The 24765-nt window shown below is 74.9% G+C and carries 28 protein-coding genes; 14 read left to right on the top strand and 14 right to left on the bottom strand.

Features of this window, described 5'->3' with window-relative positions; all coding sequences use genetic code 11:
- Positions 1 to 207 precede the first annotated feature (207 nt).
- Both ACIQI7_RS34335 and ACIQI7_RS34330 read left to right on the top strand, forming a co-directional pair.
- A complete protein-coding gene (locus ACIQI7_RS34335) occupies positions 208 to 867 on the top strand; it encodes a histone deacetylase (protein WP_401117680.1) in 660 nt (219 codons plus the stop codon).
- An 802-nt stretch (positions 868 to 1669) separates the two neighbouring features.
- A complete protein-coding gene (locus ACIQI7_RS34330; protein WP_401117678.1) occupies positions 1670 to 3031 on the top strand; it encodes a DUF418 domain-containing protein in 1362 nt (453 codons plus the stop codon).
- Positions 3032 to 3100: 69 nt separating this feature from the next.
- Here ACIQI7_RS34330 and ACIQI7_RS34325 read toward each other — a convergent pair whose 3' ends face one another.
- From ACIQI7_RS34325 to ACIQI7_RS34315, 3 genes are read right to left on the bottom strand one after another with little or no spacing between them, the layout of a single operon-like run.
- The gene (locus tag ACIQI7_RS34325; protein ID WP_401117676.1) at positions 3101 to 3580 is read right to left on the bottom strand and encodes a GerMN domain-containing protein; all 480 of its coding nucleotides are present in this window, start codon (positions 3578 to 3580) and stop codon (positions 3101 to 3103) included.
- A complete protein-coding gene (locus ACIQI7_RS34320) occupies positions 3577 to 5100 on the bottom strand; it encodes a sensor histidine kinase (protein WP_401117674.1) in 1524 nt (507 codons plus the stop codon). Before ACIQI7_RS34320 ends, ACIQI7_RS34325 begins: the two co-directional genes overlap by 4 nt.
- Positions 5097 to 5777, bottom strand: coding sequence for a response regulator (locus ACIQI7_RS34315; protein ID WP_401117672.1), 681 nt, complete (start codon positions 5775 to 5777; stop codon positions 5097 to 5099). Before ACIQI7_RS34315 ends, ACIQI7_RS34320 begins: the two co-directional genes overlap by 4 nt.
- A gap of 283 nt (positions 5778 to 6060) precedes the next feature.
- Here ACIQI7_RS34315 and ACIQI7_RS34310 point away from each other — a divergent pair, with 283 nt between their 5' ends.
- Positions 6061 to 6804 (top strand): polysaccharide deacetylase family protein, encoded by a 744-nt coding sequence (locus ACIQI7_RS34310; protein ID WP_401117813.1) that lies wholly within the window; start codon positions 6061 to 6063, stop codon positions 6802 to 6804.
- Positions 6805 to 6957: 153 nt separating this feature from the next.
- On the opposite strand, the gene ACIQI7_RS34305 is transcribed toward ACIQI7_RS34310, so the two are convergent.
- The 4 genes from ACIQI7_RS34305 to ACIQI7_RS34290 all read right to left on the bottom strand — a co-directional run bounded on the left by ACIQI7_RS34305 (position 6958) and on the right by ACIQI7_RS34290 (position 9230).
- On the bottom strand, positions 6958 to 7452 hold the full coding sequence (locus ACIQI7_RS34305; protein WP_401117670.1) for an EF-hand domain-containing protein: 495 nt from the start codon (positions 7450 to 7452) through the stop codon (positions 6958 to 6960).
- A 130-nt stretch (positions 7453 to 7582) separates the two neighbouring features.
- The gene (locus ACIQI7_RS34300; RefSeq protein WP_401117668.1) at positions 7583 to 8101 is read right to left on the bottom strand and encodes a SixA phosphatase family protein; all 519 of its coding nucleotides are present in this window, start codon (positions 8099 to 8101) and stop codon (positions 7583 to 7585) included.
- Between the two features lie 220 nt (positions 8102 to 8321).
- Positions 8322 to 8708, bottom strand: coding sequence for a DoxX family protein (locus ACIQI7_RS34295; protein ID WP_401117667.1), 387 nt, complete (start codon positions 8706 to 8708; stop codon positions 8322 to 8324).
- Positions 8709 to 8753: 45 nt separating this feature from the next.
- Positions 8754 to 9230 carry a carboxymuconolactone decarboxylase family protein gene (locus ACIQI7_RS34290; protein ID WP_401117665.1) on the bottom strand — a complete coding sequence of 159 codons (477 nt, stop codon included), beginning with the start codon at positions 9228 to 9230 and terminating at the stop codon, positions 8754 to 8756.
- Positions 9231 to 9400: 170 nt separating this feature from the next.
- Here ACIQI7_RS34290 and sigJ point away from each other — a divergent pair, with 170 nt between their 5' ends.
- Positions 9401 to 10384, top strand: coding sequence for an RNA polymerase sigma factor SigJ (sigJ, locus tag ACIQI7_RS34285; protein ID WP_401117663.1), 984 nt, complete (start codon positions 9401 to 9403; stop codon positions 10382 to 10384).
- A gap of 144 nt (positions 10385 to 10528) precedes the next feature.
- Here the strand turns inward: sigJ and ACIQI7_RS34280 are convergent, their stop codons facing one another.
- Together ACIQI7_RS34280 and ACIQI7_RS34275 are read right to left on the bottom strand one after the other, a co-directional pair.
- The gene (locus ACIQI7_RS34280; protein ID WP_401117661.1) at positions 10529 to 10933 is read right to left on the bottom strand and encodes a hypothetical protein; all 405 of its coding nucleotides are present in this window, start codon (positions 10931 to 10933) and stop codon (positions 10529 to 10531) included.
- Positions 10934 to 11099: 166 nt separating this feature from the next.
- Complete coding sequence (locus ACIQI7_RS34275) at positions 11100 to 11708, bottom strand: DUF2306 domain-containing protein (RefSeq protein WP_401117659.1); 609 nt, start codon at positions 11706 to 11708, stop codon at positions 11100 to 11102.
- 217 nt (positions 11709 to 11925) lie between these two features.
- Between ACIQI7_RS34275 and cpt the strand changes: the two genes are divergently transcribed.
- A complete protein-coding gene (gene cpt / locus ACIQI7_RS34270; RefSeq protein WP_401117657.1) occupies positions 11926 to 12468 on the top strand; it encodes a chloramphenicol phosphotransferase CPT in 543 nt (180 codons plus the stop codon).
- 69 nt (positions 12469 to 12537) lie between these two features.
- Here the strand turns inward: cpt and ACIQI7_RS34265 are convergent, their stop codons facing one another.
- From ACIQI7_RS34265 to ACIQI7_RS34255, 3 genes are read right to left on the bottom strand one after another with little or no spacing between them, the layout of a single operon-like run.
- The gene (locus ACIQI7_RS34265) at positions 12538 to 13005 is read right to left on the bottom strand and encodes an NUDIX domain-containing protein (RefSeq protein WP_401117655.1); all 468 of its coding nucleotides are present in this window, start codon (positions 13003 to 13005) and stop codon (positions 12538 to 12540) included.
- A 35-nt stretch (positions 13006 to 13040) separates the two neighbouring features.
- Positions 13041 to 13286, bottom strand: a complete 246-nt coding sequence (locus ACIQI7_RS34260) for a hypothetical protein (protein WP_401117653.1) — start codon at positions 13284 to 13286, stop codon at positions 13041 to 13043.
- A gap of 5 nt (positions 13287 to 13291) precedes the next feature.
- A complete protein-coding gene (locus tag ACIQI7_RS34255; protein WP_401117651.1) occupies positions 13292 to 13489 on the bottom strand; it encodes a hypothetical protein in 198 nt (65 codons plus the stop codon).
- Positions 13490 to 13605: 116 nt separating this feature from the next.
- Here ACIQI7_RS34255 and ACIQI7_RS34250 point away from each other — a divergent pair, with 116 nt between their 5' ends.
- Positions 13606 to 14445, top strand: coding sequence for a Scr1 family TA system antitoxin-like transcriptional regulator (locus ACIQI7_RS34250; protein WP_401117649.1), 840 nt, complete (start codon positions 13606 to 13608; stop codon positions 14443 to 14445).
- Positions 14430 to 14636 carry a DUF397 domain-containing protein gene (locus ACIQI7_RS34245; RefSeq protein ID WP_401117647.1) on the top strand — a complete coding sequence of 69 codons (207 nt, stop codon included), beginning with the start codon at positions 14430 to 14432 and terminating at the stop codon, positions 14634 to 14636. The genes ACIQI7_RS34250 and ACIQI7_RS34245 overlap by 16 nt, the downstream gene beginning before the upstream one ends.
- 55 nt (positions 14637 to 14691) lie before the next feature.
- On the opposite strand, the gene ACIQI7_RS34240 is transcribed toward ACIQI7_RS34245, so the two are convergent.
- Positions 14692 to 15591, bottom strand: a complete 900-nt coding sequence (locus tag ACIQI7_RS34240; protein ID WP_401117645.1) for a GNAT family N-acetyltransferase — start codon at positions 15589 to 15591, stop codon at positions 14692 to 14694.
- A 316-nt stretch (positions 15592 to 15907) separates the two neighbouring features.
- On the opposite strand from ACIQI7_RS34240, the gene ACIQI7_RS34235 reads away from it, so the two are divergent.
- From ACIQI7_RS34235 to ACIQI7_RS34205, 7 genes are all read left to right on the top strand, one after another.
- The gene (locus ACIQI7_RS34235; protein ID WP_401117643.1) at positions 15908 to 17452 is read left to right on the top strand and encodes an alpha/beta fold hydrolase; all 1545 of its coding nucleotides are present in this window, start codon (positions 15908 to 15910) and stop codon (positions 17450 to 17452) included.
- Between the two features lie 186 nt (positions 17453 to 17638).
- Complete coding sequence (locus ACIQI7_RS34230) at positions 17639 to 17887, top strand: hypothetical protein (protein WP_401117641.1); 249 nt, start codon at positions 17639 to 17641, stop codon at positions 17885 to 17887.
- A 221-nt stretch (positions 17888 to 18108) separates the two neighbouring features.
- Positions 18109 to 18504, top strand: a complete 396-nt coding sequence (locus ACIQI7_RS34225) for a copper chaperone PCu(A)C (RefSeq protein WP_401117639.1) — start codon at positions 18109 to 18111, stop codon at positions 18502 to 18504.
- A gap of 32 nt (positions 18505 to 18536) precedes the next feature.
- The gene (locus tag ACIQI7_RS34220; RefSeq protein WP_401117637.1) at positions 18537 to 18914 is read left to right on the top strand and encodes a hypothetical protein; all 378 of its coding nucleotides are present in this window, start codon (positions 18537 to 18539) and stop codon (positions 18912 to 18914) included.
- A gap of 1613 nt (positions 18915 to 20527) precedes the next feature.
- Positions 20528 to 21652 carry an ABC transporter substrate-binding protein gene (locus ACIQI7_RS34215; RefSeq protein WP_401117635.1) on the top strand — a complete coding sequence of 375 codons (1125 nt, stop codon included), beginning with the start codon at positions 20528 to 20530 and terminating at the stop codon, positions 21650 to 21652.
- Between the two features lie 114 nt (positions 21653 to 21766).
- On the top strand, positions 21767 to 22282 hold the full coding sequence (locus ACIQI7_RS34210) for a DinB family protein (RefSeq protein ID WP_401117633.1): 516 nt from the start codon (positions 21767 to 21769) through the stop codon (positions 22280 to 22282).
- Complete coding sequence (locus tag ACIQI7_RS34205) at positions 22282 to 22902, top strand: hypothetical protein (RefSeq protein ID WP_401117631.1); 621 nt, start codon at positions 22282 to 22284, stop codon at positions 22900 to 22902. Before ACIQI7_RS34210 ends, ACIQI7_RS34205 begins: the two co-directional genes overlap by 1 nt.
- Positions 22903 to 22907: 5 nt before the next feature.
- On the opposite strand, the gene ACIQI7_RS34200 is transcribed toward ACIQI7_RS34205, so the two are convergent.
- The gene (locus tag ACIQI7_RS34200) at positions 22908 to 24623 is read right to left on the bottom strand and encodes a serine hydrolase (RefSeq protein ID WP_401117629.1); all 1716 of its coding nucleotides are present in this window, start codon (positions 24621 to 24623) and stop codon (positions 22908 to 22910) included.
- Positions 24624 to 24765 lie beyond the last annotated feature (142 nt).

Genomic DNA, 24765 nt, shown 5'->3' with positions numbered 1-24765 from the left:
CTGTCGGTCGGGCACGGCGGAAGCGGTGCGGTCACGGAGGTAGACCGCGACCGCGCCGCGGACTCATCGCCCCGGGGAGGTGAGCCGCGTCACACCACGTGCGGCGGGCGACGGCGTGAATCGAACGTCATTTCGCGGGTTTTCGACCGTTCCCGCCGGTGAACGGTAATCGCCGGACACCGCGGCGGTGCGACGGGAGTGGCGGGAGTGGTGGACACCAGGGCGCCGGGATTGGCGCCGACGGGCCCGGACGGGGACGCGCTGGTCTGGTACGTGGCGTACGGCTCGAACCTGCACGCCGCCCGCCTCGCCTGCTACCTGCGCGGCGGCCGCCCGGACGGCGGGGCGCAGGACCACCCCGGCGGCCGCGACCGGCGCCTGCCGCGCCGGACGGTGGCCACCGCGCTGCCGGGCACGCTCTACTTCGCCGACCTCTCGCTCACCTGGGGCGGCGGCTCGGCGTTCTACGACCCGGCCCCGCCCGGCGACGTCCCGTGCCGCGCCTACCTGCTGACCGCCGGGCAGTTCAGCGACCTGGCCGCCCAGGAGATGCGCCGGCTCCCCGGCGCCGACCTCGACCTCGCCCCCGTGCTCGCCACCGGGCGCGCCGAACTGGGGCCGGGCCGCTACGAAACCCTGCTGCACGTCGGCGAGTTGGACGGGCACCCGCTGCTGACCTTCACCGCCTCCCGGGGCGTGGCGGGCGCCGAGCTCAACGCCCCCACCCCGCCCTACCTGCGCACCCTGGCCGCCGGTCTGGCCGAGTCGCACGGCTGGGGGCCCTGGCGCGCGGCCGGCTACCTCGCCACCCGCCCGGGCGCGGCCGGGCACTGGACGCCGCGGGCGGTGGCGGCGCTGCTGGGGTGAACGACCGGGCCGCGCTCCCCGTACGCCCGGCCGGTCCCGTCCACCGCGCCGTCCATCACCCGTCAGCCGGCGTTCCGCAGGGGTCGTCGAGGCGCGGGGACACCGCCGCGCCGCTACCGAAGACACCCGGAACCGAGGGAAACCATGCCTGCCTCCGTACGCCTCGCACCGCTGGCCGCGGTGGCCGCGGTGGCCGCCGTCGGGCTCCGCACCGTCGCCGGCACCGCCCAGGCCGCCCCGACCACCGCCCGGCCGCCCGGAGCACCACGGTGCACCTGCACAACGGCACCGGCTGCACGCTCCACCGGAGCGGCCACTCCCTGGCCCACGGCACCTGGGCGCCGGGCCTGGAGCCGCCGCAGACGCTGGAGAACACCGTCGTCGGAGTCTTCCGGTCGCAGCGCAACGGCTTCATGACCGGCACCGAGGGCACGGTGACGTACCGGGCGGACGGCTGCGAGGGAGGGCTGGCGCGACGGCAGGGCCGTCGTGCTGCACTGGTCCAACCCCTAGGTCGGGTCCAACGGTTACGACGAGAACGGCACCGGCGGCGCCGCCTTCCGCACCACCCGGGAGGGCGGCTCGGGCGGCAACGCCGACGTCTACTGGGGCGCCTGGAAGGCCTGATCGCCCCCGCCCGGCCCCGCCGTCCGGCCCGGCCCGGCCCGGCCCATCAGCGGACCCCCTCCCCCGCCCCCGCCCCCGCCCGGGACCTGTGACACGACGGTCATGTTCCGGGAGGGCCGGGCTGACACCGGATTCCTAGCGTGGCGGCTCCCTGATGTCGTTCGAAGGAGTTGCCGTGATCACCGAGCCGTTGACGGGGCGGTCCCCGGGGGCCGTCCGGCCGCCGGGGGCCGGACGCAGGAGGGGCGAGCGCGCGGGTGCGGCGCCGGCGGGGCGCCTGGTGGCGGTCGACGTGCTGCGGGCGCTGGCGGTGCTCGGGATGGTGTGGATGCACTTCGTGCCCACGGGATGGCTGGAGCCGACGCCGCCGGGGCACCCCTGGCCCGGGGTCCTGGAGTGGCTGAACGGCTTCCTGGACACCCGCGCCCGCAGCGTCTTCTTCCTGCTGGCGGGCGTGTCGGCCGGCTTGATGACCGGCGGCGCGCGGCCGTTCGCCGGGACGGCGTCGCGCCGGGCCCGCGGCCGGATCGCCGTACGGGCCGGGGTGCTGCTCCTGCTGGGCCTGGGCCTGGAGCAGGTGTCCGGGACACCCAACGTCATCACCGCCTACACCGGCTGGCTGCTGTTCCTGCTGCCGTGGACGCGGGTGCGGGCGCGGGTGCTGTTCGCGGCGGCGGGGGTGTTCGCGGTGGCGGCGCCGGTGTTCCAGATCGCCCGGGCGAACTGGGGCCAGGACTGGGGCTTCCTGCCCCCGGTGGGGCCGGGCGCGCCGGAGCTGCCGCAGGGCCTGGCGGTGCCGGCGCACCCGGGCGACTGGCCCGCGGTGTTCCAGTCGTACCTGTTCAACGTGGACACCTTCTACGCGCTGCCGCTGCTGCTGGCCGGCCTGGCGATCGGCCGCCTCGACCTGCGCGAGCGCGCGGTGCGGGTGCGGATGGCGCTCACCGGTGCCGCGATCACGGCCGGCGGCTGGGCGGTGTCGTGGCTGCTGCTCGGCCCGCTGGGCCTGGGCGCGGCGGTCGACCGCTTCCAGCAGGCCCTGACGGCGCCTCCGCCGATGCCGCCGGTGCCGCCGCTCCCGGCGGACGGCTCGCTGCCGGAGCTACCGCCGCAGCCGCCGGAGCTGCCGCCGATGCCGAAGGTGCCGTGGGCGCAGCTGTGGGCGATGTCCGAGCCGGGCCCGGGCATCGCGGAGTACAGCGCGCTGCAGACCGTCTGGATGGTGGGCGTGTCGCTGGCGCTGCTGGGCGCGCTGCTCCTGCTGGCGGACAGGCGCGGATGGCGGCGGGTGCTGTGGCCGCCGGCCGCGATGGGCGGCATGGCGCTGACCTGGTACGTCGTCCAGGACGTGGTCTCCGGCCGCTGCCTGGGCCAGGGGCCGGGCGGTCTCGGGCACGCGCCGCAGTCCCTCGTGCCGTACGCGCTGTTCGCGGTGGCGGCCCTGGCCGGCTCGGTGCTGTGGCGGCGGTTGTGGCGCCGCGGCCCGCTGGAGGCCCTGGTGCACCGCGCGACGACGGCCGCGGTGCCCCGCCGCTAGGACACCGCACGGGCCCGGCACGCGAGGTGCGGTCCTCGCGCGTGCCGGGCCCGTGCGGTGTGCGCGGCGTCAGCCGGTGCGGTGCAGGTCGCACTGCTGCTGGATGGCGGAGGGGGCGTCGCTGCTGATGAGGGCGACCTTGGGCGGCGGTCCGCTGGTCGGGGCGTCCTCGGTGGTGCAGACGAGCTGCTGGACGGCGGTGGTGGTGAGCGAGGCGGTGGACCAGGACAGCCGCAGGGTGACGGTGCCGGGGGTGGCGGTGGCCTGGACGGTGCCGGAGCGCGGCAGGTCGGTGCGCAGGCCGGCGCGCTGCTCGGCCCGGTCGGGGCCGGCCAGGAGGGTGTCCAGGGTCTGCTGGAGGTCCTGGCGTTCGCTGCCGGGGCGCACGGCCGGCCGGGTGCCGTACTGGTCGAGGAAGTAGAGCCGGGTGCCGGGCTGGACGCCGGTGGCCGGTCGCCCGCTCTTCACCGCTCCGGTGCCGGGGATCGAGCAGCCGGTGGCGAGCAGGAGCAGGGCGGTGGCGGCGGCGGTGCGGTGTCGGGTGGTCACTGGTCCTCCGGGCCGGGGTCGCGGGGCAGCACGAGGGTGAACACCGCGCCGCCGTCGGGGGCGTTGGCGGCGTCGATGAGGCCGCCGTGCAGGCGGGCGTTCTCCTGGGCGATGGCCAGGCCCAGGCCGCTGCCCTCGGAGCGCTTGCGGGCCTTGTCGGCCTTGTAGAAGCGGTCGAACAGGTGCGGGAGTTCGGCGGGCGGGATGCCGGGGCCGCGGTCGGTGACGGTCAGCACGAGCTGGTCGTGCGCGCCGCGCAGCGCGACCCGTACGGGCGGGCGGCCGTGGCGCAGCGCGTTGCCGACGAGGTTGGCGACGATGACGTCGAAGCGGCGCGGGTCGAGCCGCACGGACAGGTCGGCGGGCAGGTCGGGTTCGACCCGGTCGCTCCAGCCGCGCAGGTCCAGGGTCTCGCGGACGGCGGTGGCGGCGTCGACGGTCTCGGTGTGCAGCGGTGCGGCGCCGGCGTCGAGGCGGGAGATCTCGATGAGGTCGTTGACCAGGCGGGTCAGGCGCGTGGTCTCGTTGCTGATCATGCGCAGGGCGGTGGCGGTGTCGGCGGGGAGGTGTTCGGCGTCCTCGTCGAGGATGTCGGTGACGGCGAGCATCGCGGCCAGCGGGGTGCGCAGTTCGTGGGAGACGTCGGCGGCGAACCGGCGGCCCTGGGACTCGACGGCGCGCAGTTCCTCGATGGTGCCCTGGAGGGTGCGGGCGGTGTGGTTGAACGTCTTGGACAGCTGGGCGAGTTCGTCGTGGCCGGTGACGGTGAGGCGGGTGTCGAGGCGGCCCTGGGCGAGGTCCCGGGCGGCGTCGCCCAGGGCCCGCACCGGCCGCAGGACCTGCCGGGCGGCGAGCAGCGCGAGGCCGGCGGCCAGGACGGCGGCGAACGCGCCGGCGCCGGCGGCCGCGGCGAGCAGGGCGTTGCTGGCGCTCTGTTCGCGATCCAGCGGGAGCAGGGCGTAGACGGTCAGGCCGGAGGGGGCGTGCGGTGCGGCGGCGTCGGTGACGGGGACGCCGGCGGCGAGCCAGGGGTGGCCGTCGGCGCTGAAGCGCTGGAAGGCGGCGCGTCCGGCGCGCACGGTCGCCTCCAGGGCGGGCGGGACGGTGACGGGCTGGGTCCACTGGGAGTGGTCGGTGCCGTGGGCGGCCAGTACCCGCCAGTCGCGGAATCCGCCGGTGCCGGACAACTGGCCTGCCAGGCGGTCGAGTTCGCTGCCGGTGGGCGGGAACGGCAGGGCGGGGGCGAGGGTGTCGACGCGGCGGCGCAGCTCGTCCAGGGTGGTGTCCTGGGTCAGCTCCAGGGTGGAGTCGGTGGCGGCCCGGTAGGTGAGGGCGGCGGTGGCCAGCGCGCTCAGGGCGGCGACGGCGACGAAGGCGGCCAGCAGCCGGGGCCGCAGCCCGGCGACGGCGCGGCGCAGCCGGATCCGGCGCGGGAGGCCCGGGCGCGGGCCGCCCTGCCGGGGGTCGCTGTGTCGGGGGTCGGGCCGGTGCGGGTCGCCCTGGCGGGGTCCGGTGGTCACAGCGGCCCGAAGCGGTAGCCGAAGCCGCGCACGGTCTGGATGTAGCGCGGCGCGGCGGCGCTGTCCTCGATCCTGGCGCGCAGCCGGTTCACTCCGGCGTCGACGAGGCGGATGTCCTCCTGGCGGCCCAGTCCCCAGACGGAGGCGAGGAGTTGCTCGCGGCTGAACACCCGCCCGGGGGCGGCGGACAGCTCCAGCAGCAGGCGCATCTCGCTGGGTGCCAGCGGCAGCGGGGCGCCGCGCTTGGTGACGGTCAGCGCGGCGCGGTCCAGCACCAGGTCGCCGTGGGCCTCGCGTTCCGTCTCGGGGCCGGTGGCGCCCGCGCGGCGCAGCACGGCGCGGATCCGGGCGTCCAGGACGCGGGACTGCGCGGGTTTGACCACGTAGTCGTCGGCTCCGGCCTCCAGTCCGAGGACGGTGTCGACGTCGTCGCCGAGTGCGGTCAGCATGATCACCGGGGTGGGTCCGGCCTGGCGCAGGCGCCGGCACACCTCGAAGCCGTCGATGCCGGGCAGCATCAGGTCCAGCACGACGAGTTCGGGCGGCTCGGCGTGGGCGCGTTCCAGCCCCTCCTCGCCGGAGGCGGCGGTGCGCACCTGGTGGCCCTGGCGGCGCAGGCCCAGGGCCAGCGCCTCGCGTACGGAGTCGTCGTCCTCGATCAGCAGTAGCCGTGCCATACCGGCAAGTATCCGGGGCCGACCTGCGGGAACGCGCCCGTGGCGCGGGGGCGGGGCGGGTTGTTGCAAAACGCTCATCCGCGGATCACAGCGCCCGCAACCGTGCGGCGGACGGTGGTGGGCACCACCACCCGAGCCCCGGACGAGGAGTACCGACGTGCGCGACCACCGCGAGCAGACCCAGGCCGACCCCACCCCGCGCAGCTGGTACCCGCGGGCCGAGCATCCGGCCCGGCCGTGCGGGCCCCGCGTGCGCCGCGTGCGCCGCGTGCGCCGCGGCACGGTGGTGGGCGTGGCGGCGCTCGGTGCGGCGGCCCTGACCCTGCTGGGTGTCGCCGGCGCGGTCGAGAGGCCCTCCGTGTCCGCCTCGGCGAGCGGGGCGGCCCCGGCCTCGGCGCCGGACCCGGGCCTGCCGTCGCCGGTGGTGGACATGGGCATCTCCCGCCGGTCCGAGGACCCCGGCAGGACCGTCAACCTGACCATCGACGACGGCCCCGACCCGCGGTGGACGCCGCGGATCCTGGACGTCCTCGCCCGCAACGGCGCCAAGGCCGTCTTCTGCATGCTCGGCCCCAGCGCCCGGGCCCACCCCGACCTCGCCCGGCAGGTCGTCGCCGCCGGCCACCGGCTGTGCGACCACAGCGTGAGCCACGACACCGCGATGGACCACAAGGACGTCGCGTACCAGGAGAAGGAGGTCGTCGACGGGCTGCGGATGATCCAGGAGGCCACCGGCGGCGCGCCCGTGCCGTACTACCGCGCCCCGGGCGGCGCCTTCACCCCCGAGAGCCGCCAGATCGCCGCCGCCCACGGCATGCGCCCGCTGGGCTGGAACGCCGACACCCGCGACTTCGAACGCCCCGGCACGGAGAGGATCGTGGAGACGGCCAAGGCGCAGCTGCGCATCGGCCCCACCGTCCTGCTGCACGACGGCGGCGGCAACCGCGCCCAGACGCTGGAGGCGCTGGAGCAGCTCCTGCCGTGGCTGAAGGACAACGGCTACGCCTTCAGCTTCCCCCAGCGGTGAACCCGCCGCGGCGACGTGCTGCCGCGCCGGCGGGGCCGGGCGTCAGGCGTGCCGGGGCCGGGCGTCAGGCGTGCCGGGGCCGGGCGTCAGGCGTGCCGGGGCCGGGCGGCCGGCTGCCGGGCGGCCCCGCCGGGTTCGGCGCCGGGGCGGCCCTCAGGTGGTGTAGGTCTGCTTGATGTGCTGGGCGCATTCCTCCCGGGTGAGGTAGCCGTCGCCGTCGGCGTCGATGCGCCGGAACTCGTCGAGGGCTTCGGTCGGGACGGTGCCCTTGGCCTGCTGCCAGGTCAGCCACTCCCCGACGGAGATCCTGCCGTCGTTGTCGGCGTCGGCCGCGTCGAGGACGGCGAGCTCGAAGGGGACCGCGACCTGGTCGAGGAAGTCGGGACGCCGGTAGGCGGCGACGAACTCCCGGGCGGTGACCTTGCGGTCCGCGTTCTCGTCCACGGCGGCGAGCAGTTCCTGCCACAGCCGGTTGCCCAGGCCCGTCACCCGCCGCCAGGTCTGCGTGCCCGGGGCGCCGGCGCCGGCCCGGTGCAGCATCTCCTGGACCAGCTGGTCGATGTCGACCTGCTCGATCACTCCGTCACCGTCGGCGTCGAGCTTCCTGAACATCGCCTGGAAGTGGTCGCGCTCTGCCTTGGTCACCACGGAACCCACCTGTCCCTCTCTGAGTACGGATACGACGGGGTGTCCGGCTCACCCTGTCGTACGTCCGGTCTCCGGAGCGGGTGTCGCGCCGCCGGTCACTCGAAAGAGGCAACCGGGCCCGGGCCGGGCGTCAGGCGTGCGGCGCCCAGAAGGCGACGAGCCGGGCGACGCCGTGCTCGACGGCCTTCCAGCTGCCGGCGAAGGTCAGGACCGCCACGGCGCAGGTCGGGAAGCCGGAGCGGTTCATCCGCGCCGGCAGGTCCCCCTCGGCCTCGCCGGCCAGGGCGTCGGCCAGGGCGTGGACGCCCGGGTTGTGGCCGACCACGACCAGGTCGTGCACCTCGTCGGAGGTCTCGTTGAGGACCGCGATCAGCTCGCCGGGGCTCGCCTCGTACAGGCGGTCCTCGAACACGGCCCTCGGCCTGGCCGGGAGTTCGGAGACCAGCAGCTTCCAGGTCTCGCGGGTGCGCGCGGCGGTCGAGACGAGCGCGAGGTCGGGCGTGATGCCGGCGCCGGCGAGCCAGCGGCCGGCCACCGGCGCGTCCTTGCGGCCCCGGTCGGCGAGCGGGCGCTCGTGGTCGTCCCCGTCGGACCATTCGGCCTTGGCGTGGCGGACCAGGGCGATCCGGCGCGTCGTCTCCTCGGACATCGGTTTCTCCCTCTCTCACGGCGTCGGTCGGGCGCGGGGCGCGACGACCGAGATCGTGGCAGCCCGCGCCCGCGACGAGGTCCCGTTGGCCGGGACGCACCGGCGATGTTCACCCGTACGAGTGATCCACCGAACGGTTCCGGCCGACGGGACCTCGGCGCGGGCGCGCAGCCGTACCGCCGGGCGGCCCCGGCCTGACCCACCGGCCGTGCCCGGCGGGCTAGTTGAGGAAGGGTTCGGGCCCCAAGCGGCCCCAGGCCACGAAGGCGGCCAGCAGGATGTAGACCGCGTCGAGCGCCACGAGCCGGTACTCCCCGCGGCGCCAGCGCACCGCCGCCGCCCCGGCCATCAGCAGCACCAGGCCGGCGGCCGCCAGCGGCACGAACACCGGCGCGATGCCGAGCACGGCGGGCAGCACCAGCCCGACGGCCGCCAGCACCTCGACGGCGCCGATCGCCTTCACCCCGCCGGGGCTGAAGTCCTCCACCCAGTGGCCGCTGGGCCCGGCGGCGGCGATCCGCTCCCTCGGCGCGACCGCCTTGAGGGCGCCGCCCAGCAGGTAGGCGGCGGCCAGCAGGCAGGCGACGATCCACAGCGCGACGTTCACGGCGCTCCCCTTCCCTCCCCCGGCGTACGGTCCGGCCCGGCCCGGTCAGTGCCCGTACATGCCGACCTGGTAGCCGCCGCCGGGCTGGCGGATCATCACGTTGGCCCGGTTGAAGGCGTTGATCAGCGAGATCAGGCTGACCAGCGCCGCCATCTGCTCCTCGTCGTAGTGCTTGGCGGCGTTCTCCCACACCTCGTCGCTGACCCCGCCGGCCGCGTCGGCGAGCCGGGTGCCCTCCTCGGCGAGCTCCAGCGCGGCGCGCTCGGCGTCGGTGAACACGTCGGTCTCGCGCCAGGCGGCGACCAGGGCCAGGCGCACCGGGTCCTCCCCGGCGTGGACGGCCTCCTTGTAGTGCATGTCCAGGCAGGCGCCGCAGCCGTTGATCTGGCTGGCGCGCATCCGCACCAGCTCCTGGACGGCGTAGGGCAGGCTCGACTCGGCGATGGGCTTGTTGGCCGCGATGAGGTGCTTGAAGACCTTGCCGATGAGCGGGCTGGCGAAGGGGTCGAGGCGGGGTTCCATGGTGTGCTCCTCGGTCGTGTGTGCCGTTGCTGCCCTTGAAGACAGGACAGCCCGCCGCTTTGTGACGGCTCCCGCCGCCCCCGCCCCGGTGACCTGCGTCACACCACCCACGCATGGGCGGCGCCGGGCCTCGGATAGCCTGCTGGCCACGCTCGGAGAGGGGGATTTCCATGACGGGACCGACGGCGGGAACGGCGGCGGCGGGAACAGCGACGGGACCGGCGGCGGGAACGGCGGTGTCGGCGGCCGCCGGGTACCGGCCGCTGCTGTTCTCCATCGCCTACGGGATGACGGGTTCGGTCGGCGACGCCGAGGACCTCGTCCAGGACACCTTCCTCAACCTGACCCGCGCCGAGCAGGCCGGCACCGCGGTCACCGACCCCAAGGCGTACCTGACGACGACCGTCACCCGGCTGGGCATCAACCACCTGAAGTCCGCCCGGGTGCGCCGCGAGACCTACGTCGGCGAGTGGCTGCCCGAGCCGGTCGTCACCACCGCCGAGCGTCCCGGCCCGGCCGAGCACGCCGAGCTGGCGGACACCCTGTCGATGGCGTTCCTGGTGCTGATGGAGGCCCTGTCCCCGGTCGAGCGGGCGGTGTTCACGCTGCGCGAGGCGTTCGGGTACGACTACCCGCAGGTCGCGCGGATGGTGGGCCGGAGCGAGGCGAACTGCCGTCAGATCCTCACCCGCGCCAGGAAGCGCCTGGCCGCGCCCGAGGACGGCGCGCTCGCCCCCGCCCCGGCGCGGCGCGCGCAGGGCGAGGAACTGGCCCGGCGCTTCTTCGAGGTCGCCGAGGGCGGGGACCTGGACGACCTGCTCGCCATGCTCGCCCCCGACGTGGTGTTCCAGGGCGACGGCGGCGGCAAGGCCCGCGCGCTCGCCCAGTGCGTCACCGACCCGCGCCGCGTCGCCCAGCTGCTGGTCGGCGGGCTGCGCCGCATCCGCCGCCTGGGCGTGCGCCTGGTCCCCGCGCGGGTCAACGGCCGCCCGGGCGCGGTGCTGTACGACGCCGAGCAGCGCGTGGCCAGCGTCATCGAGCTGGACATCGACGCCGGCGGCGCGGTGCGGGCGGTCCACGCCGTGTCCAACCCCGACAAGCTCGCCCACCTCGGGCCGGTCTCGGACGTGGGGCTCCTGCCGTCACCGAAGTGACCGCGAGGCCCGGGACGCGGGGCGCGGGCCCGGGACGCGGGACGCCGGGCGCGGGACGCCGGACGCCGGGCGCGGGACGCGGGACGCGGGACGACCCGGGCCCGACGGCCGGGCCCGGGTCGTTCGGCCTGCGCGTCCCGCGGGTCAGGGGGTGGTGCAGACGGCGGTCGCCGAGATGGTCTCGGTCGCGGTGCCGGTGTTGGTGCCGCGCACGACCCAGGAGTTGCCGAAGCTCGGGTAGGAGTCGGTGAAGAAGATCCGGAAGGCGCTGGTCTGGCCGCCACCGCCGGTGGGCACCTGGCCGGACGGACAGGTCACGGTGGCGATCCCGTTGGCGCCCGCGGCCACGCTGACCGGGGTGCCGGAGACCGGGGTGTGCGCGGCCGACAGCGAGGGGTCGATGGGGGGCTGGTCCTCGGGGACGACGACGGCCGGCTTGTCGGCGGGCTTCCCGGCGGGCTTGTCGTCGGCGACGGCGGCCGCCGTGCTCGCGGCCAGGACGGCGACGGCGGCGAGGGCGGTCAGGACCAGGGGCTTGGTGCGGGCCATGGAGGCCTCCTGATGGTTCAAGGGTTCTCGGGGTTCGCCGACGGGAGCTGATCCCCCGTCGACACCGATACGTAACCGAACCACCGGGCCGGCCCCCCGGACGGCCGGCCGGCTACCCGGGCAGAGGAACGGCGCTGCCCGGCCGGGCTAACACGCGCCGGCGCGCTCACGCCGGCGCGGGGGCCCGCCGGGTGCGGGTGAACCAGCAGGCCAGCACCAGGTTGGGCACCCAGCACAGCCAGGCGATGGCGGTGTAGGAGGCGCGGAAGTCCAGGCCGGCCGTCGTCGCGGCGAGCAGCATCAGCCGCAGGGTGACGGCGGCGGAGGTGAGCGCGAAGCTGCGGATCATCCAGCGGCGGTGGTCGGCCACCCGGCCGTCGAGGACCGCCCGCAGCCCGGCGCCGCCGGTCACCAGCCAGGCCGCGGCCAGGCCCGCGAAGCCGGCCCCGGAAAGCGCGCCCCCGTACGCGACGGGCGCCAGCCACAGCGCCCCCACCCCGCCGACCAGGCAGGCCAGCAGGTAGGTGGCGCCGATGCGGCGGTGCCAGCGCGGGAGGCGTGCGCGCAGGCGCCCGGAGAACTGCCACGGCCCGAGGGCCAGCGCCGTGACGGCGCCGAACACGTGGATGCCGAGCGGGACTTGGTGGCTCAGGTAGGTGGCGCGCTGGTGTGCGAAGTACGCCGCCGGATCGAAGCTGAAGTACTTGACGGAGCTGACGACGATGAAGGTGGAGAGCACCGTCATGACGGCCCAGCCGGCCCGTGTGATGCGCATGGGTCGAGTCTCGGGCCTGCCGGGCCCCGAGGGGTATCCGGGTGGACCCTGAGAAGCACCCTCGGAGAACCCCCATCCGCCGTACGGGCGAAGGGAGATGCCCCCCGCCCGACGGCCGGATCCGGCGACCGGGAAGGGCACCGGGTGGCGGGAGGCGGGCGGCCTGCGCGGAAAACCTTTTCGGGGACCGCCGGGGCGCCCCTACTGTGGCGTGGTGATGACTGAAGTGATCGTTCTCAACGGTGGTTCCAGCGCGGGGAAGTCCGGGATCGCCCGGTGCCTGCAGGCGGTCCTGCCGGATCCGTGGCTGGTCCTCGGGGTCGACACGCTGCTCGACGCGGCACCGGCGTCCCTGCAGGCGTCGGACGCGGGGATCGAGTTCGCGCCGGACGGGCAGGTGGCCGTCGGGCCGGAACTCCGGGCAGTGGAGGCGGCGTGGATCGAGGGGATCGCCGCGATGGCCCGCGCGGGCGCCCGGGTCGTCGTCGACGAGGTGTTCCTGAGCGGAGCGGACTCGCAGCAGCGGTGGCACAAGGCCCTGCACGATCTGCGGGTGCTGTGGGTCGGCGTGCGGTGCGACAGTGCGGTGGCCGCGGACCGCGAGGTCGCGCGGGGCGACCGGATCATCGGGATGGCCGCGTCCCAGGCGGATGCGGTCCACCGGGGCGTGGTCTACGACCTGGAGGTGGACACCACGCACGCCGAGGCGATGGAGTGCGCACGGGCCATCGCCGCGCGGGTGACGTCCTCCCGGCCCTGACGGCTCGGCGCGCACACCCCCGGTCCCGGCGCGGCTGCGGAACGTGCGCGCCGGGCCGGGGCAGGTGGGTCAGGCGGCGCGCTGGCCGTGGAGGAGGACGGGCAGGGAGCGGTTGACGAGGGCCTCGGCCGTGCGGGCGGCCTGGGAGGGCGCCATGAAGTCCGGCAGGTCGACGGCGGGGACGAAGCGGGCGCCCAGCAGACCGCTCCTGCGCTGCGCCGGGACGGTGATCCGGGTGCTGTCGGGGACGGTGCCGCCGTCGAAGACGAGGTTGAGGCGTTGCAGGTAGCGGTCGGCCGGGGTGAAGTCGACGGCGAGGACGTCCGTCAGACGCACGATCAGCCCGGTGTCGGCGTGCAGGTGGCGGGCGGCGGCCAGGTGCGGGGGCTCGTTGGGGCGGGCGGAGCCGCCCGGGAGGATCATGCCGTCCATGTAGTCCGGGTCGACCAGGAGGACGTCGCCGCGCTGGTTGCGGATCAGGACGAGGCAGCCGAGCCGGCAGACGGGGGGCTTGGCGAGCAGGCGGGGGTCTTGCACGGGGGAGGTCACTTTCTCGACAGCGGCGGGGGAGTTCAGTCGTCCCAGGTCAGACGCTCGTAGCGCAGGCCCTTGCGGAGCAGGTCGACCATGCGCAGCAGGTCGAGCGGGCGGGCGGTGAGGTGGAGCAGGTAGCTGCACGTCAGCCGGCCGGTGTCCCAGTCGACTTCCAGCGTGGGGGGCCGGACGCCGCCGAGGGCGAGGACGGTGGTGAGGTCGTCGAGGACCTCGGCGGCCTGCCGGCGCTGCTCGGCGGTCGCGCGGGAGAGGGTGGAGGACACGGTGGTCACTCCCCCGGCCGCTTGTGGACCTCGAAGGCGCGCCAGGCGCTGTAGGCGTCCCCGAAGAAGGTGAAGGAGGCGAGCTCGCCGCCGGGTTGGCGCAGCCACTCGCCGGTGAGCTCGTTGCGGACCCGGTAGCGGTCGGCCTGCGGGTCCCAGCGGACGCCGTAGCCGTGGAGGCGGGGGAGTTGGTCGTGGGGCATGGGGGAACTCTCTGCGATCGGAGTTTCACGTTCTGTGCACATGCTGGCGCAAGGTCACCTAGCATGGGAAGCGGCCTGCTACTTGCCAGTGGGCCGCACGGAAGTTGAGGGCTGCCATGAACAAGAAGAAGATCGACCCGGAGTCCAGCCCCTGGGCCCCCTTCGGAATCCAACTCCGCGCTTTCCGAGAGGCCAAGGACCTGCTCCAGGAGGAGCTGGCCCCGCTCATCGGGTGCTCCCCCTCGCACCTGTCCTACGTCGAACTTGCGCACCGGCCCCCGAGTCGCAAGCTTGCCGAGCTGTCCGACATCGCGCTCGACACCGGCGGCACCATGCTGCTGATGTGGTATCAGCTGAAGAACGCCGCGATCCTGGAGGGGTTCCCGGAGTACGCCCGGTACGAGGCCCTCGCAGAGGAGATGAGGATTTTCGAGATCAACGTCGTAGCCGGGCTTCTACAGACTCGGGCATATGCGACCGCGATCCAGATGGGTAGCGTCGGCCTTGGCCTTTCCTCCCAGAAGCTGGCCGAGGAACGCATCGAGTTCAGGCTTGCCCGGCAGCAGGTCCTGGTACGGACTCCTCCCCCACTCGTACACGTGGTGTTGGATGAAAGCTGCCTCAGGCGGATCGTCGGCGGTCGTGATGTGATGGTCGAACAGCTGCTTCACCTCGAACAGTTGGCCACTCGCCCGAACGTGATCATCCAGGTGGCCCCGTTCACTTTGGGAGAGAACCGGCCCTTCACACACATGGCGTATCTCCTTACCATGCCGAACCGGAAAGTTCTCGCTTACGGCGAGATTGAGTCCCGGGGATACATCGACCGCGACACCAAGTCGGTTGCCGCATTCGTCAAGAGCTACGATCGGCTTGCGGTCGAGGCCCTCGGCCAGAGCGAATCGTTGGCTTTCATCCGTGCGGTAAGGAGGGACCTGGAGTGGATGTCGACCTGACGAAGGCTTCCTGGCGGAAGAGTTCGTACAGCGGCCCCAACGGCGGCGCATGCATCGAGGTCGCCGACGGCTTCGCCGGCGTCATGCCCGTACGCGACTCCAAGGACCCCTCCGGTCCGGCCCTCCTCTTCCCCTCCTCCGCCTGGCAGGCCTTCGTCACCGCCGTCCGCACCGGCGAGTTCGACGTCTGATGAGCGGTCCGGGCCTGCCTTCGGCACCGGACCGCTCGCCGCGTGCTGCTCCTGCTCAGGCGGTGTGGCCCGCCGGGAGGAAGTTGATGCGTTCACGGATGACGGGGAAGCCCGCCTTGGCGAAGTTCGCGGCCATGGGGAAGTTGCCCCGGTCCGTCGCCCCGCCGATGAACTCCGCGCCCTGCTCGGCGAGGAGGTGGGTGCACTCGGCGAGGAGGTCGTAGGCGTAGCCGCGGCCGCGCTGTTCCGGGACGACTCCGATGAAGCCGATGGTCGGGCCGGAGGGGTTGTGGGCCGGGATGTGGATGCCGGCCAGTTCGCCTTCCGGCGTGCGGGCGGTCTGCCACCACTCGCGCGGGGAGGGGCACCAGTGGAAGAAGTCGAGTTCCTCCTGGGCGGCCCGGTCGAGGCCGCCCTCCCCGATGGCCCTGAGCGCGTGGGCGTCCAGGGTGACGGAGTGGATGCGGCGCAACGCGTCGAAGAACACGGCGTCGTCGGGTTCCGCGCTGAAGCGCAGGCGTCCGGGCCGCTCGGGCAGGCCCCGCTCCGGCGTCCAGCGGTACAGGAAGCGTTCCACCAGGAGTTCGTAGCCCGCGGCTCGTGCGGCGGCGAAGCGGGCCTCGGCGCCGGCGCGCAGGTCGGTCTGCTCCCGCCAGCCGCCGGGCAGGTTGATCTCGAGTTCGACCTTCCAGGGAGCGGAGCGCAGGAGTTCGGCTCCGGCCTCCTCCTCGCCCTCGGCGACGTCGAACCAGTTGATGTTGACGGGCTCCGAGTCGTCGGGGCCGCCCCACCACGCGCCGCGTGCGACGACCTCGCCGTCGCGCAGGGCGACGCGCTTCCAGTCGGGGCGGAACCGGGTGCGCCGATGGCCTTCACGGGCGCCCATGGGGTCGGGGAGTGCGTCGAAGAGATGCGCGTCGCTCGCGCAGAGCGCGCGGATGACCAGGTCGGTCATGGATTCCTCCGGGATACAGGCCTGCTGGGGGCGCTCCCGGTCAGAACTGGCGAACCACGCCGGGACAGCGGAAGAGGGAGCGCTGCAATGGTGTGAACTGCACGGCGCTCGCCTCCTTCCGTCCGTCTCAGGGCGTGATCCCCACACGATAGGTGATCTTCCGCGGGTCCGTGCACGGATTTCCGTGCTTCTCGACCGGCGGGACCCGTGGGGACGGGAGGCGTCCGTCCGGCTGTTCCGCGCGCCCCGTCCGCGGCTGGGCGGGGCGGGCGGGGATGCTCCTGCGACCGGATCCGACAGCCGTCGAGGAGCCCTCATGCCCTCCTTCCACCGCCGCCGCACCCTCGCGGCCGGCCTCGCCCTCGCGGCGGGCCTGACCGTGGCCGCCGCAGCCCCGCCCGCATCCCCCGCCCCCGCGCCGGGGCTCGGCCGCTTCTACCACCAGCGCCTCGGCTGGCACGGCTGCCTCCAGGGCCCCGACGACCAGGTGGGCGCCGCACTGCAGCAGGCCGGCGCCCGCTGCGCGGACGTCACCGTGCCGCTCGACTACGCCGACCCCCGCGGCCGCACCCTCACGCTGGCGCTCTCCCGGATCGCGGCCACCGACACCCGCCACCGGATCGGCACGCTGCTGCTCAACGACGGCGGCCCCGCCGCCCCCACGCTCGGCGCGCCGCTGCGGGTGCGCGCCGCGCTCAAGGACACCGCCGGCCGCTACGACATCGTCGGCCTAGACCCGCGTTTCGCCGGCCGCAGCACCCCGCTGGACTGCGGCTGGCCGGTCGGCGGCCTCTTCTCCGCCGGGACCGGCCGCGCCTCCTTCGAGCGCCAGGTCGCCCTCCACCGGGACCTCGCGGCCAGGTGCCGCTCGGCGGCCGGCGACCTGCTGCCGTACGCGGGCACCGTCCCCACCGCCCGGGACATGGACGTGGTCCGCGGCGCGCTCGGCGAACGGAGGATCTCCTTCCTCGGCCTGTCCTACGGCACCTACCTCGGCACGGTGTACACGCAGCTGTTCCCCGGCCGCCTCGACCGGGTGGTCCTGGACGGCGCGACCGTCCCGCGCCACACCGGGCCCGCGCTGCTGCCCAACGCGGTGGCGGAGAACGAGCACGCCTTCGCCGACTGGGCCGACTGGGCGGCGGCCCGGCACGACCGCTACGGGCTCGGCCGCACCCGCGAGGAGGTGGCCGCGGGGATCCTGCGCACGGTCGAGGCGGCCGCGGCCCGCCCGCTCCTGGTCGGCAGCGGCGCCGACGCCTTCGAACTCGACGACACCCGGGTACCGGTGCTGCTGTTCATCGCGCTCGCGGACGACTCCGACCCGCAACGGGCGGCCCTCGCCGAGCAGATGGCGCAGCTGGCCGAGGCCGCGGCGGGCCGGCCGGTCACGCCCTCGGCCGCGACGACCGCCCTGCTGCGCCTCCTGTTCACCGCGCAGGGGTCGTCGCCGGCCGCCGGCGCCCAGGCCGTGCTGTGCGCGGACGGCCCGGCTGCCCGCGACCCGCAGGAGTACTGGCGCCGGATCGAGCAGGAGCGCGCCGAGCACCCGCTGTTCGGGCCGCTGCTCGACAACATCAGCCCCTGCGCGTTCTGGGACGTCCCGGGCGGTCCCCCCGTCGAGGTGCGCCGCGGCGCCCGGGTGCTGATCCTCGCCGCCACCGGGGACCCGCGCACCCCCTACCGGGACGGCGTCGCGCTGCACTCGATGCTGCCCGGATCGCGGCTGCTCACCCTGCGGGGCGCCGACCAGCACGGGCTCTACGGGCTCTACGGCAACGCGTGCGTGGACGACGCGGTCAACGCCTACCTGGCCGGCGGACGCCTGCCGCAGACCGACCTGACCTGCACCCGGCAGTAGCCGGCGCGCGCGTGCCGCCGTGGTCGACCCGCCGGGTGGGCCCGGGGGCCGGCCGGCCCCGGTGATCGACTGTTTTCTGCCAAATTGGTCTCTACCATTGCCCCGAATCCGGGGTTCCGGAAGGCTCTGCGCCGGACGCCGGGAAGCGGACTCCGGCGTTCTCCCCTGAGCGAGGAAGACACCGACATGGCACTTCGCACGGCAGTTTCCAGCATGGCCCTGGCCGGACTGCTCACGGTCGCGGGCGGCCTCGCGGCCGCCCCCGCCGCCCAGGCGTCCACCACCAGGACGACCGGCTACACCTACGTCGGCATGTACCCCAGCGGCGCCGCGTGCGAGGCCGCCGGGCAGGCCTACGTGGCCCGCGGGCAGGCGGTCGGCTACTTCTGCGACGTCGCCCCGACCACGGCCCGGCTCTCCGTCTGGTTCTTCTAGGACGTTGCGAGGAGGGGGAAGCCGGCCCGGCCGGCTTCCCCCGCTCAACTCGGCGCCGACCGGGCCCGGTTGACGGCCCCGCCGCCCCGCCACAGGGGCGGCGGGGCCCTGCCGCCACCCGATCGGGTGATCTTCCGCAGCCCTCCTTGCGTGATCGTTCGGCCACGCGGTGTGCTGGCCGCCCCGGGGCCGGACGGCGGCCCCGCCGAGGGGAGCACCGCATGAAGACTCCGGTCACCACCGACATCAAGGTCAGGGACAAGTCCGCCTGGATCCGCTGGCTGCCGAACGCCCTGCCGGCCGCGGGCTACATCACGCTCGACAACTCCGCCGACAAGCGCTACGAGATCACCAGGATCAAGAGCCCGGACTACCGCAACATCACGATCTACCAGACCGTCACCGACGCGGAGAGCTCGAAGATGGTCAAGCTCGACACGGTGACCCTCTCCGCCAAGGGCGGGTTCGCCTTCGTGCCGGGCCAGTACCACCTCATGCTGGAGAAGCCGACCCGCCTGATCACCCCCGGGGACAACGCCCGCGTCGTCTTCTTCCTCGACGACGGCACCGTCTTCAAGGTCAGGATCCCCGTGCGCACCTCCCCCGAGCTGTACTGACCCCGCCGCCCGCGCCACCTGGAGATCCGGACATGACCACGTACCACCTCGACCTCGGCGACGACCGGGCCGAAGCACTCGACTCCGTCACCAAGCTCACCCTCGTCGGCTCCGAACTCGACCTCGACGCCCTCCTGACCACCGGCGTCAGGGCCCCGGTCCCGCTGTGGGGCGACGTACTCCTCACCCGCGGCGACGAGCGCCACGAGGCCACCACCACCTGGGTCGAGGACGTCGAGAACACCAGCACCCACCAGGACGTCGTCCTGATCGCCGGGGACCCCGCCGACCCCGCCTCCCGCCGCGTCCGCCTCGCCGACGCCTGGGCCAGCACCACCTACCACCTGGACGAGGACGACGACCCGGACGCCTTCGTCATCAGCTTCAAGGACATCACCATCGAGAAGTAGTCCGCCCCCGCTGCCCACCCGCGAACGGCGCCCCGGAGTGGGAAGCCGGCCCGGCCGACTTCCCACTCCTCACCGAGCACAGTGGCATGCCCACCCGCCCGCCCCACCCACCCACCCGCCACGAGCGCACCGCCCGACACCGGCCAACTCGGCACCCAGCAGCCGAAGCCGACGACCCCACCACCCCACCACCAAGGCGACGGAACCCCGCCCCCACCCGACCAGGCGACCTCCCACAACCCCCGACACCCTCGCCACCAGCTTCCCCAACATCACCACCAAGAAGCAGACCACCCCCACCACCCACCCACGAACCGGCGCCCGGGAGTGGGAAGCCGGCCCGGCCGACTTCCCACTCCTCGCGCCCGGGCGGAGAGCCGGGCGGCGCAGCGCGAGGCGTGGGGCGCAGCGCGAGGCGCCGGGGCGAGGGCGCCGGGCGGGCGGGGCGAGGGCGCCGATCGGGGCCGTGGTCGCGGCGGGCTTCCTGCCGATGCGCAAGGGGGCGTCCTCCTGGATGGGTGGCGAGGTCGCGGGCCCGTGGGTCGCGATCGCCGTGCGGCCTGGCGAAGTTGCCGAGCTGAGGCTGTTCCTCGGATGGCGGGCCTCGTCCCTGCCATCGCTTCGCGTCCTGGGCTGCGCGGGGCGGCGCTTGTGTGACGACAGGTCGACATTCGCCGGTCGTGGGAGGCCGGGGCCGAGCCGGTTCCCGAGGGGCGGCCAGTGGCGGCGGGGCCCGTTCGCCGCGATCGCCATGCGGCCCGGCGGAGTTGCCGAGCCGAGTCTGCTCCTCGGCGAGCGGCGGGGCTGCGACGGGCACCGGGCCCGCCGCCTGCCGCCGCTTGACGGCAGGCCGACGTTCCCCCGTCGTCCGGGCCGAACCCGGGCCGGTTCCCGAGAGGGCCCGGCCAGTTTCGCCGCGATCGCCGTGCGGCCCGGCGAAGTTGCCGAGCCAAAGGCTGTCCCTCGGCGGGCGGCGGGGCTGCGACAGGTGCCGGGCCCGCCGCTTGCCGCCGTTTGACGGCAGGCCGACATTCGCCTGCCGTCCGGGCCGGTTCCCGAGGGGCGGGCAGTGGTGCTGGTGGGGCCGGTTGGCCGTGCGGGTTGGCGAAGTTGCCGAGCCGAGACTGTCCCCCGGGTGACGGCGGGGGCTGCGACGGGCACCCGGCCCGCCGCCTGCCGCCGCTGACGGCAGGCCGACATTCCCCTGCCGTCCGGGCCAGGCCCCAGGCCGGTTCCCGAGGGGGCCCGGCCAGTTTCGCCGCAATCGCCGTGCGGCCCGGCGAAGTCGCCGAGCAGAGGCTGTCCCCCGGATGGCGGCGGGGCTGCGACGGGTGCCGGGCCCGCCGTTTGACGGCAGGCCGACGTTCGCCTGCCGCCCGGGCCGGTTGCCGAGGGGCGGGCGCTGGTGGCGCGCGGCCGAAAACCGGCTTGCCGGGGGGTGGCGGTGGTGGGTGCAATGGGCCCGCATGATCGCGCAGGTGCGCTCGCGGTGGAGCGGGACGCGACGGGTGCGGAGTGCCGGCCCGGCGGGTCCGGCCGCCCGCGCGGTCTGCACGGGTCCGCGCGGTCCGCGCGGTCCGCGCCGACCGGATCGTCACGCGGGGAGCCAGCGCATGAGTACGTCACCGTCACCGTCACCATCGGCCACCGGAGCGCGGCGGGGCGAGGGTCCGTCGGTGCGCGTCGGTGCCCTCGTTCCGCTGTCCCGGCCGGGCTGGGTCGAGGCGGGGCGGCACGTGCTCGCCGGCTTGGAGCTGGCCGTGGACGAGGTCAACGGGGCCGGGGGGATCGGCGGGCGGCCGCTGGAGCTGCTGGTGCGGGACACCGCGGCCGATCCGCGCAGGGCCGCCGAGGCGGTGGAGGAGCTGGCCGGCCTGGGGGTGGCGGCTCTGGCCGGGGAGTACCACAGCGTCGTGGCGCGGGCGGTCGCCGCCGGGGCCGATGCCGCCGGCCTGCCGTACCTGTGCACGTCGGCGGTGCTCGACGCGCTCACCGACCGGCCGACGCCGTGGGTGGCGCGGCTGTGTCCGGCGCAGTCGCACAGCTGGCGCGTGTTCGCGCAGTTCCTGCTCGGCGCGGGCCACCGCCGGGTCGCGGTGGTGACCCAGCCGAGCGTCTACTGGGCGTCCGGGGCGCGCGTCCTGCGGGAGTGCCTGGCCCCGCACGGCGGCGCCGTCGTCGAAGTCGACGCGGCCGCGCTCTGCCCCGCCGCGGTGTGCGGGGAACTGGTGCGGCGGGAGGCGACGGCCGTGCTGCTGCTGGTCGGCCACCCGGAGCCGGCGGTGTCCCTCGTCAGGGCGGTGCGCGGCGACAGGCGGCTGGCGGGGGTGCTGGTCGGCGCGCCGGCGGGGCAGCCGGAGTTCGCCGAGTGGGCGGCGCTGCTGGGCGGTGACGGCGCGGGCGTGCCGTTCCTGCGCTACCTGCCGGAGCGGCTCGGCCCGCTCGGTGCCCGGGTGGGGGCGGCGCTGCGGGAACGGCTGGGCGGGGAGCCGTCGTTCGTCGCCTTCGAGGGGTACGACACGGTCGCGGTGCTGGCCGAGGTGCTGCGCTCGCAGGGGCCGGACCGGGCGCGGATCGCGGCGTCGTGGCCGCATCTCGCGGTGGAGGGCACCCGCGGCAGGATCCGGTTCTCCCGGGAGCCGGGCGGCAGTGTGTGGCAGTGGGCGTGGCCGCCGGTGCAGGTCGTCGACCGGGATCCGGCGGCGCCCGGGCGCTTGCGCGTGCTGCACACCGGCTGAGGGCACCGGGCCCGGTGCGCGGGAGGTCGGCGGGGCGGGCTTCCCGCGCGCCCCCGCCCCGTGCCGGTGAAAATGCGGTGCGCACGCCGCGGCGGCTGGGTAGGGTGCACCGCCATGGCTTCGGAACTGGAACGGCCCCCGCTCCTGGCGGACGAACGCACCGCGATCGTCGGCTGGTTGGAGCTGCAGCGGAGGATCCTGCGCTGGAAGTGCGAGGGGCTGAGCGACGAGGACGCGCACCGCTGCGTCGTGGCGACCTCGCCCGCGATGACGATGGCCGGCCTGCTGTCCCACATGCGCTGGACCGAGCACCTGTGGCTGGAGGTGCTGTTCCTGGGCGGCGACAAGACGCAGCACCCGGTGTTCGACGGGTCGGGCGAGGACGGGGACTGGCACACCGGCGGGCGTCCGCTGGCCGAGCTGCTCGCGGAGTACGAGGCCCAGTGCGCGCGCAGTGACGAGATCGTCGCGGCGGCTTCCCTGGACGACGTCGGCCGCCACCCCGACTTCCGTACCGGCGGCGCCAACCTGCGCTGGATGCTGATCCACCTGGTGGAGGAGACGGGCCGGCACGCGGGGCACGCCGACATCGTCCGGGAGCTGCTGGACGGCTCCAAGGGGTACTACTGATGGCTGACGGCCCGTCCGGTGACCCGATGCTGGAGCTGCTGTCGGCGAACGGGCCGGATCCGGAGCACGCGCAGGCGCTGATGCTCTACGGCCGGCTGGTCGGCACGTGGGAGATCCGCAACCGGTACCTGTTCCCCGACGGCCGGTGGCGCACCGCGGCGGGCGAGTGGCGCTTCGGCTGGGCGCTGGGCGGCCGGGTGGTGCAGGACGTGCTCTGGTGCCCGGACTTCCACGGCCGCTTCCCGGGCACGACGCTGCGCATGTACGACGTCACGACCGGGCTGTGGCGGATCACCTGGGTCTCGCCGAAGCTCCCCTCGTACTTCTCCCAGGTCGGCCGTTGCGACGGGGCCGGCGGGATGGTCCAGGAGGGCACCGACGCCCAGGGGCGGCGCTCGCGGTGGACGTTCACCGAGGTCACGCCGACCTCCTTCCGCTGGCAGGGCTTCAGCGCCTCCCCCCTGTCCCCCGGCTCCCCCGGCTGCCCCGACTCCCCCCTCTCCCCGGGCGCTGCGGGCTCCCCCGGCTCCCCGGGCTCCCCGGGCGCTGCGGATTGGCCGGGTTCCCCGCAGGGCGGGTTCGAGCTGTTCCAGGAGATGTACGCGACGCGTACCGGCTAGGGGTGCTAGCTGCGGGTGAAGGTGCCCAGGCCGTCGTGGTCGAACTGCTCGACGACGACCTTGGCGGCCTTGCCGTCGTCGCCCGTGGTGAAGGTCACGCCGGACAGGCCGACGGCGTTCTCCCCGCGGGTGCGGAAGCTGAACACGTCGCCGGCGTAGTGCTGGAGCGGGAACCGGAGGTTGTCCGGGCCCAGGCTCATCACCAGGGCGCCGCCGTTGCCGGTGGTCACGGTCAGCGGGCCGTAGTAGCCGTTGGTGTAGGTGCCGACGTAGGCGGCGTCGGGCTTGGCGCCGGGGGCGCCGGCCGGGGGCTTGGTGTAGTCGGTGGGCGAGGTGCCGGCCACCAGGCCTGCGGGGACGACCTTGCCGAAGAAGCCGAGCCAGTCGACGCTCTCGTGGCCCTCCTGGGCGAGGTCGAAGAACTCCTCGGCCACCGCCTCGGGCAGGCCGGTGGGCTGGCCGTTGGTCAGCACGACGATGCCCAGCTGCTCGGCGGGCAGCAGGGTGACGACGGTGGCGGCGCCCAGGAGGAAGCCGCCGGAGTGGTTGAGCCGCAGCCGGCCGCGGGTGTCGCGGCCGACGTTCCAGCCCAGGCCGTACTGGCCGGGGTTGCCGGCGGGCGCGGCGGGCGGGTTGGAGAGGCTGTGCGGGAGCCAGGTCTGGCTCAGGGCGGCCGTGTCGACGACCTGGCGGCCCTCGAAGGAGCCGCCGGCGAGCTGCAGGCGCATCCAGCGGGCGAGGTCCTGCGCGGTGGAGCTGACGCCGCCGGCCGGGGACTGGGCGTCGGCGTTCTCGGTGGTGCTCACCTGCCAGCCACCGCTACTGCCACTGCTGCTACTGCCGCTGCTGCTGCTGTTGTCGCCGGTGCGCACGTGGGGGACGGCCTTGTCGGCGGCGTGGTCGTAGGCGGAGCGCAGGGAGCTGGTGGCGGCCATGCCGAGCGGTTTGTAGAGGGTGTCGGCGCACAGGTCCTCCCAGGCCGTGCCCTTGGCCCTGGCGACGGCCACGGCCGCTTCGGTGAGGCCGTAGTTGGTGTAGGCGTAGTGGGCGCGGAAGGGGGCCAGGGGCTGGTCGCGCAGGTGCTGGAGGATGTAGTCGCGCGGGTAGCCGAGGTCCTGCAGGAGGTCTCCGGCGTGGTCGGGCAGGCCGCTGCGGTGGGAGAACAGGTCGGCGATCGTCACGTGGCCGCCGGTCCAGGGGTCGGCGAGGGTGAAGCCGGGGTCGTGGGCGGAGACGGGGTCGTCCCAGGTGGCCGCCTTCTGTCCGACGGCCGCGGCGACGACGGTGGAGGCGATCGGCTTGGAGACGGAGGCGAGTTGGAAGACGGTGTCGGGGGTGACGGTGTCGGGCTTGCCGAGTTCGCGCACGCCGTAGCCCTTGGCGTGGACGACCTTGTCCTTGTGGACGACGGCGAGGGCCAGGCCCGGGACGCCGGTCCTGCGCATCGCGTCCTGGACGTAGGCGTCGATCCGGTCGACGGCGGTGGCCACCTGCCGGTCGGTCAGCTGCGGCGAGGGCGCCGGCGGCGCGGTCGCCGCGGCGCCCGACGCACTGGCGGCGCCCGACGCGCCGGCGGCGCCCGACGCGCCGGCGGCGCCCGAGGGGCTGGGGGCGGCGGCGGGGTCGGTGGCGGCGGCGGAGGTGCACCCGGTGAGCAGCAGGGCGGCCAGCAGGGGTGCGGCGGTGCGGTGTCCCGCTCTGGCGGCGGTGCGGCGGTGCATGGGGTCCTCCCTCGTCCCGGGTGGCGCGGCCGTGCGCCTCGTCGGGTGAGTATTGGACGGGCCGGGGCGGGGCCGCAGGGCGCCGCGCACCGGGGCGGGCGCAATCACCCGTCCGGCGGGACGGCGCGCGCGGCGGCCTGCG

Source organism: Kitasatospora sp. NPDC092039, assembly GCF_044756065.1.
GTDB lineage: Bacteria > Actinomycetota > Actinomycetes > Streptomycetales > Streptomycetaceae > Kitasatospora.
This window is presented reverse-complemented; position numbering and strand designations above follow the sequence as displayed.

Coding starts and splice junctions, on each gene's coding strand:
- ACIQI7_RS34275 (WP_401117659.1), bottom strand. CDS start 11,708: ATGCGCATCACACGGGCCGGCTGGGCCGTCATGACGGTGCTCTCCACC.
- ACIQI7_RS34280 (WP_401117661.1), bottom strand. CDS start 10,933: ATGGCCCGCACCAAGCCCCTGGTCCTGACCGCCCTCGCCGCCGTCGCC.
- sigJ (WP_401117663.1), top strand. CDS start 9,401: ATGACGGGACCGACGGCGGGAACGGCGGCGGCGGGAACAGCGACGGGA.
- ACIQI7_RS34225 (WP_401117639.1), top strand. CDS start 18,109: ATGAAGACTCCGGTCACCACCGACATCAAGGTCAGGGACAAGTCCGCC.
- ACIQI7_RS34240 (WP_401117645.1), bottom strand. CDS start 15,591: ATGACCGACCTGGTCATCCGCGCGCTCTGCGCGAGCGACGCGCATCTC.
- ACIQI7_RS34250 (WP_401117649.1), top strand. CDS start 13,606: ATGAACAAGAAGAAGATCGACCCGGAGTCCAGCCCCTGGGCCCCCTTC.
- ACIQI7_RS34210 (WP_401117633.1), top strand. CDS start 21,767: ATGGCTTCGGAACTGGAACGGCCCCCGCTCCTGGCGGACGAACGCACC.
- cpt (WP_401117657.1), top strand. CDS start 11,926: ATGACTGAAGTGATCGTTCTCAACGGTGGTTCCAGCGCGGGGAAGTCC.
- ACIQI7_RS34300 (WP_401117668.1), bottom strand. CDS start 8,101: ATGTCCGAGGAGACGACGCGCCGGATCGCCCTGGTCCGCCACGCCAAG.
- ACIQI7_RS34205 (WP_401117631.1), top strand. CDS start 22,282: ATGGCTGACGGCCCGTCCGGTGACCCGATGCTGGAGCTGCTGTCGGCG.
- ACIQI7_RS34255 (WP_401117651.1), bottom strand. CDS start 13,489: ATGCCCCACGACCAACTCCCCCGCCTCCACGGCTACGGCGTCCGCTGG.
- ACIQI7_RS34230 (WP_401117641.1), top strand. CDS start 17,639: ATGGCACTTCGCACGGCAGTTTCCAGCATGGCCCTGGCCGGACTGCTC.
- ACIQI7_RS34200 (WP_401117629.1), bottom strand. CDS start 24,623: ATGCACCGCCGCACCGCCGCCAGAGCGGGACACCGCACCGCCGCACCC.
- ACIQI7_RS34235 (WP_401117643.1), top strand. CDS start 15,908: ATGCCCTCCTTCCACCGCCGCCGCACCCTCGCGGCCGGCCTCGCCCTC.
- ACIQI7_RS34315 (WP_401117672.1), bottom strand. CDS start 5,777: ATGGCACGGCTACTGCTGATCGAGGACGACGACTCCGTACGCGAGGCG.
- ACIQI7_RS34215 (WP_401117635.1), top strand. CDS start 20,528: ATGAGTACGTCACCGTCACCGTCACCATCGGCCACCGGAGCGCGGCGG.
- ACIQI7_RS34290 (WP_401117665.1), bottom strand. CDS start 9,230: ATGGAACCCCGCCTCGACCCCTTCGCCAGCCCGCTCATCGGCAAGGTC.
- ACIQI7_RS34220 (WP_401117637.1), top strand. CDS start 18,537: ATGACCACGTACCACCTCGACCTCGGCGACGACCGGGCCGAAGCACTC.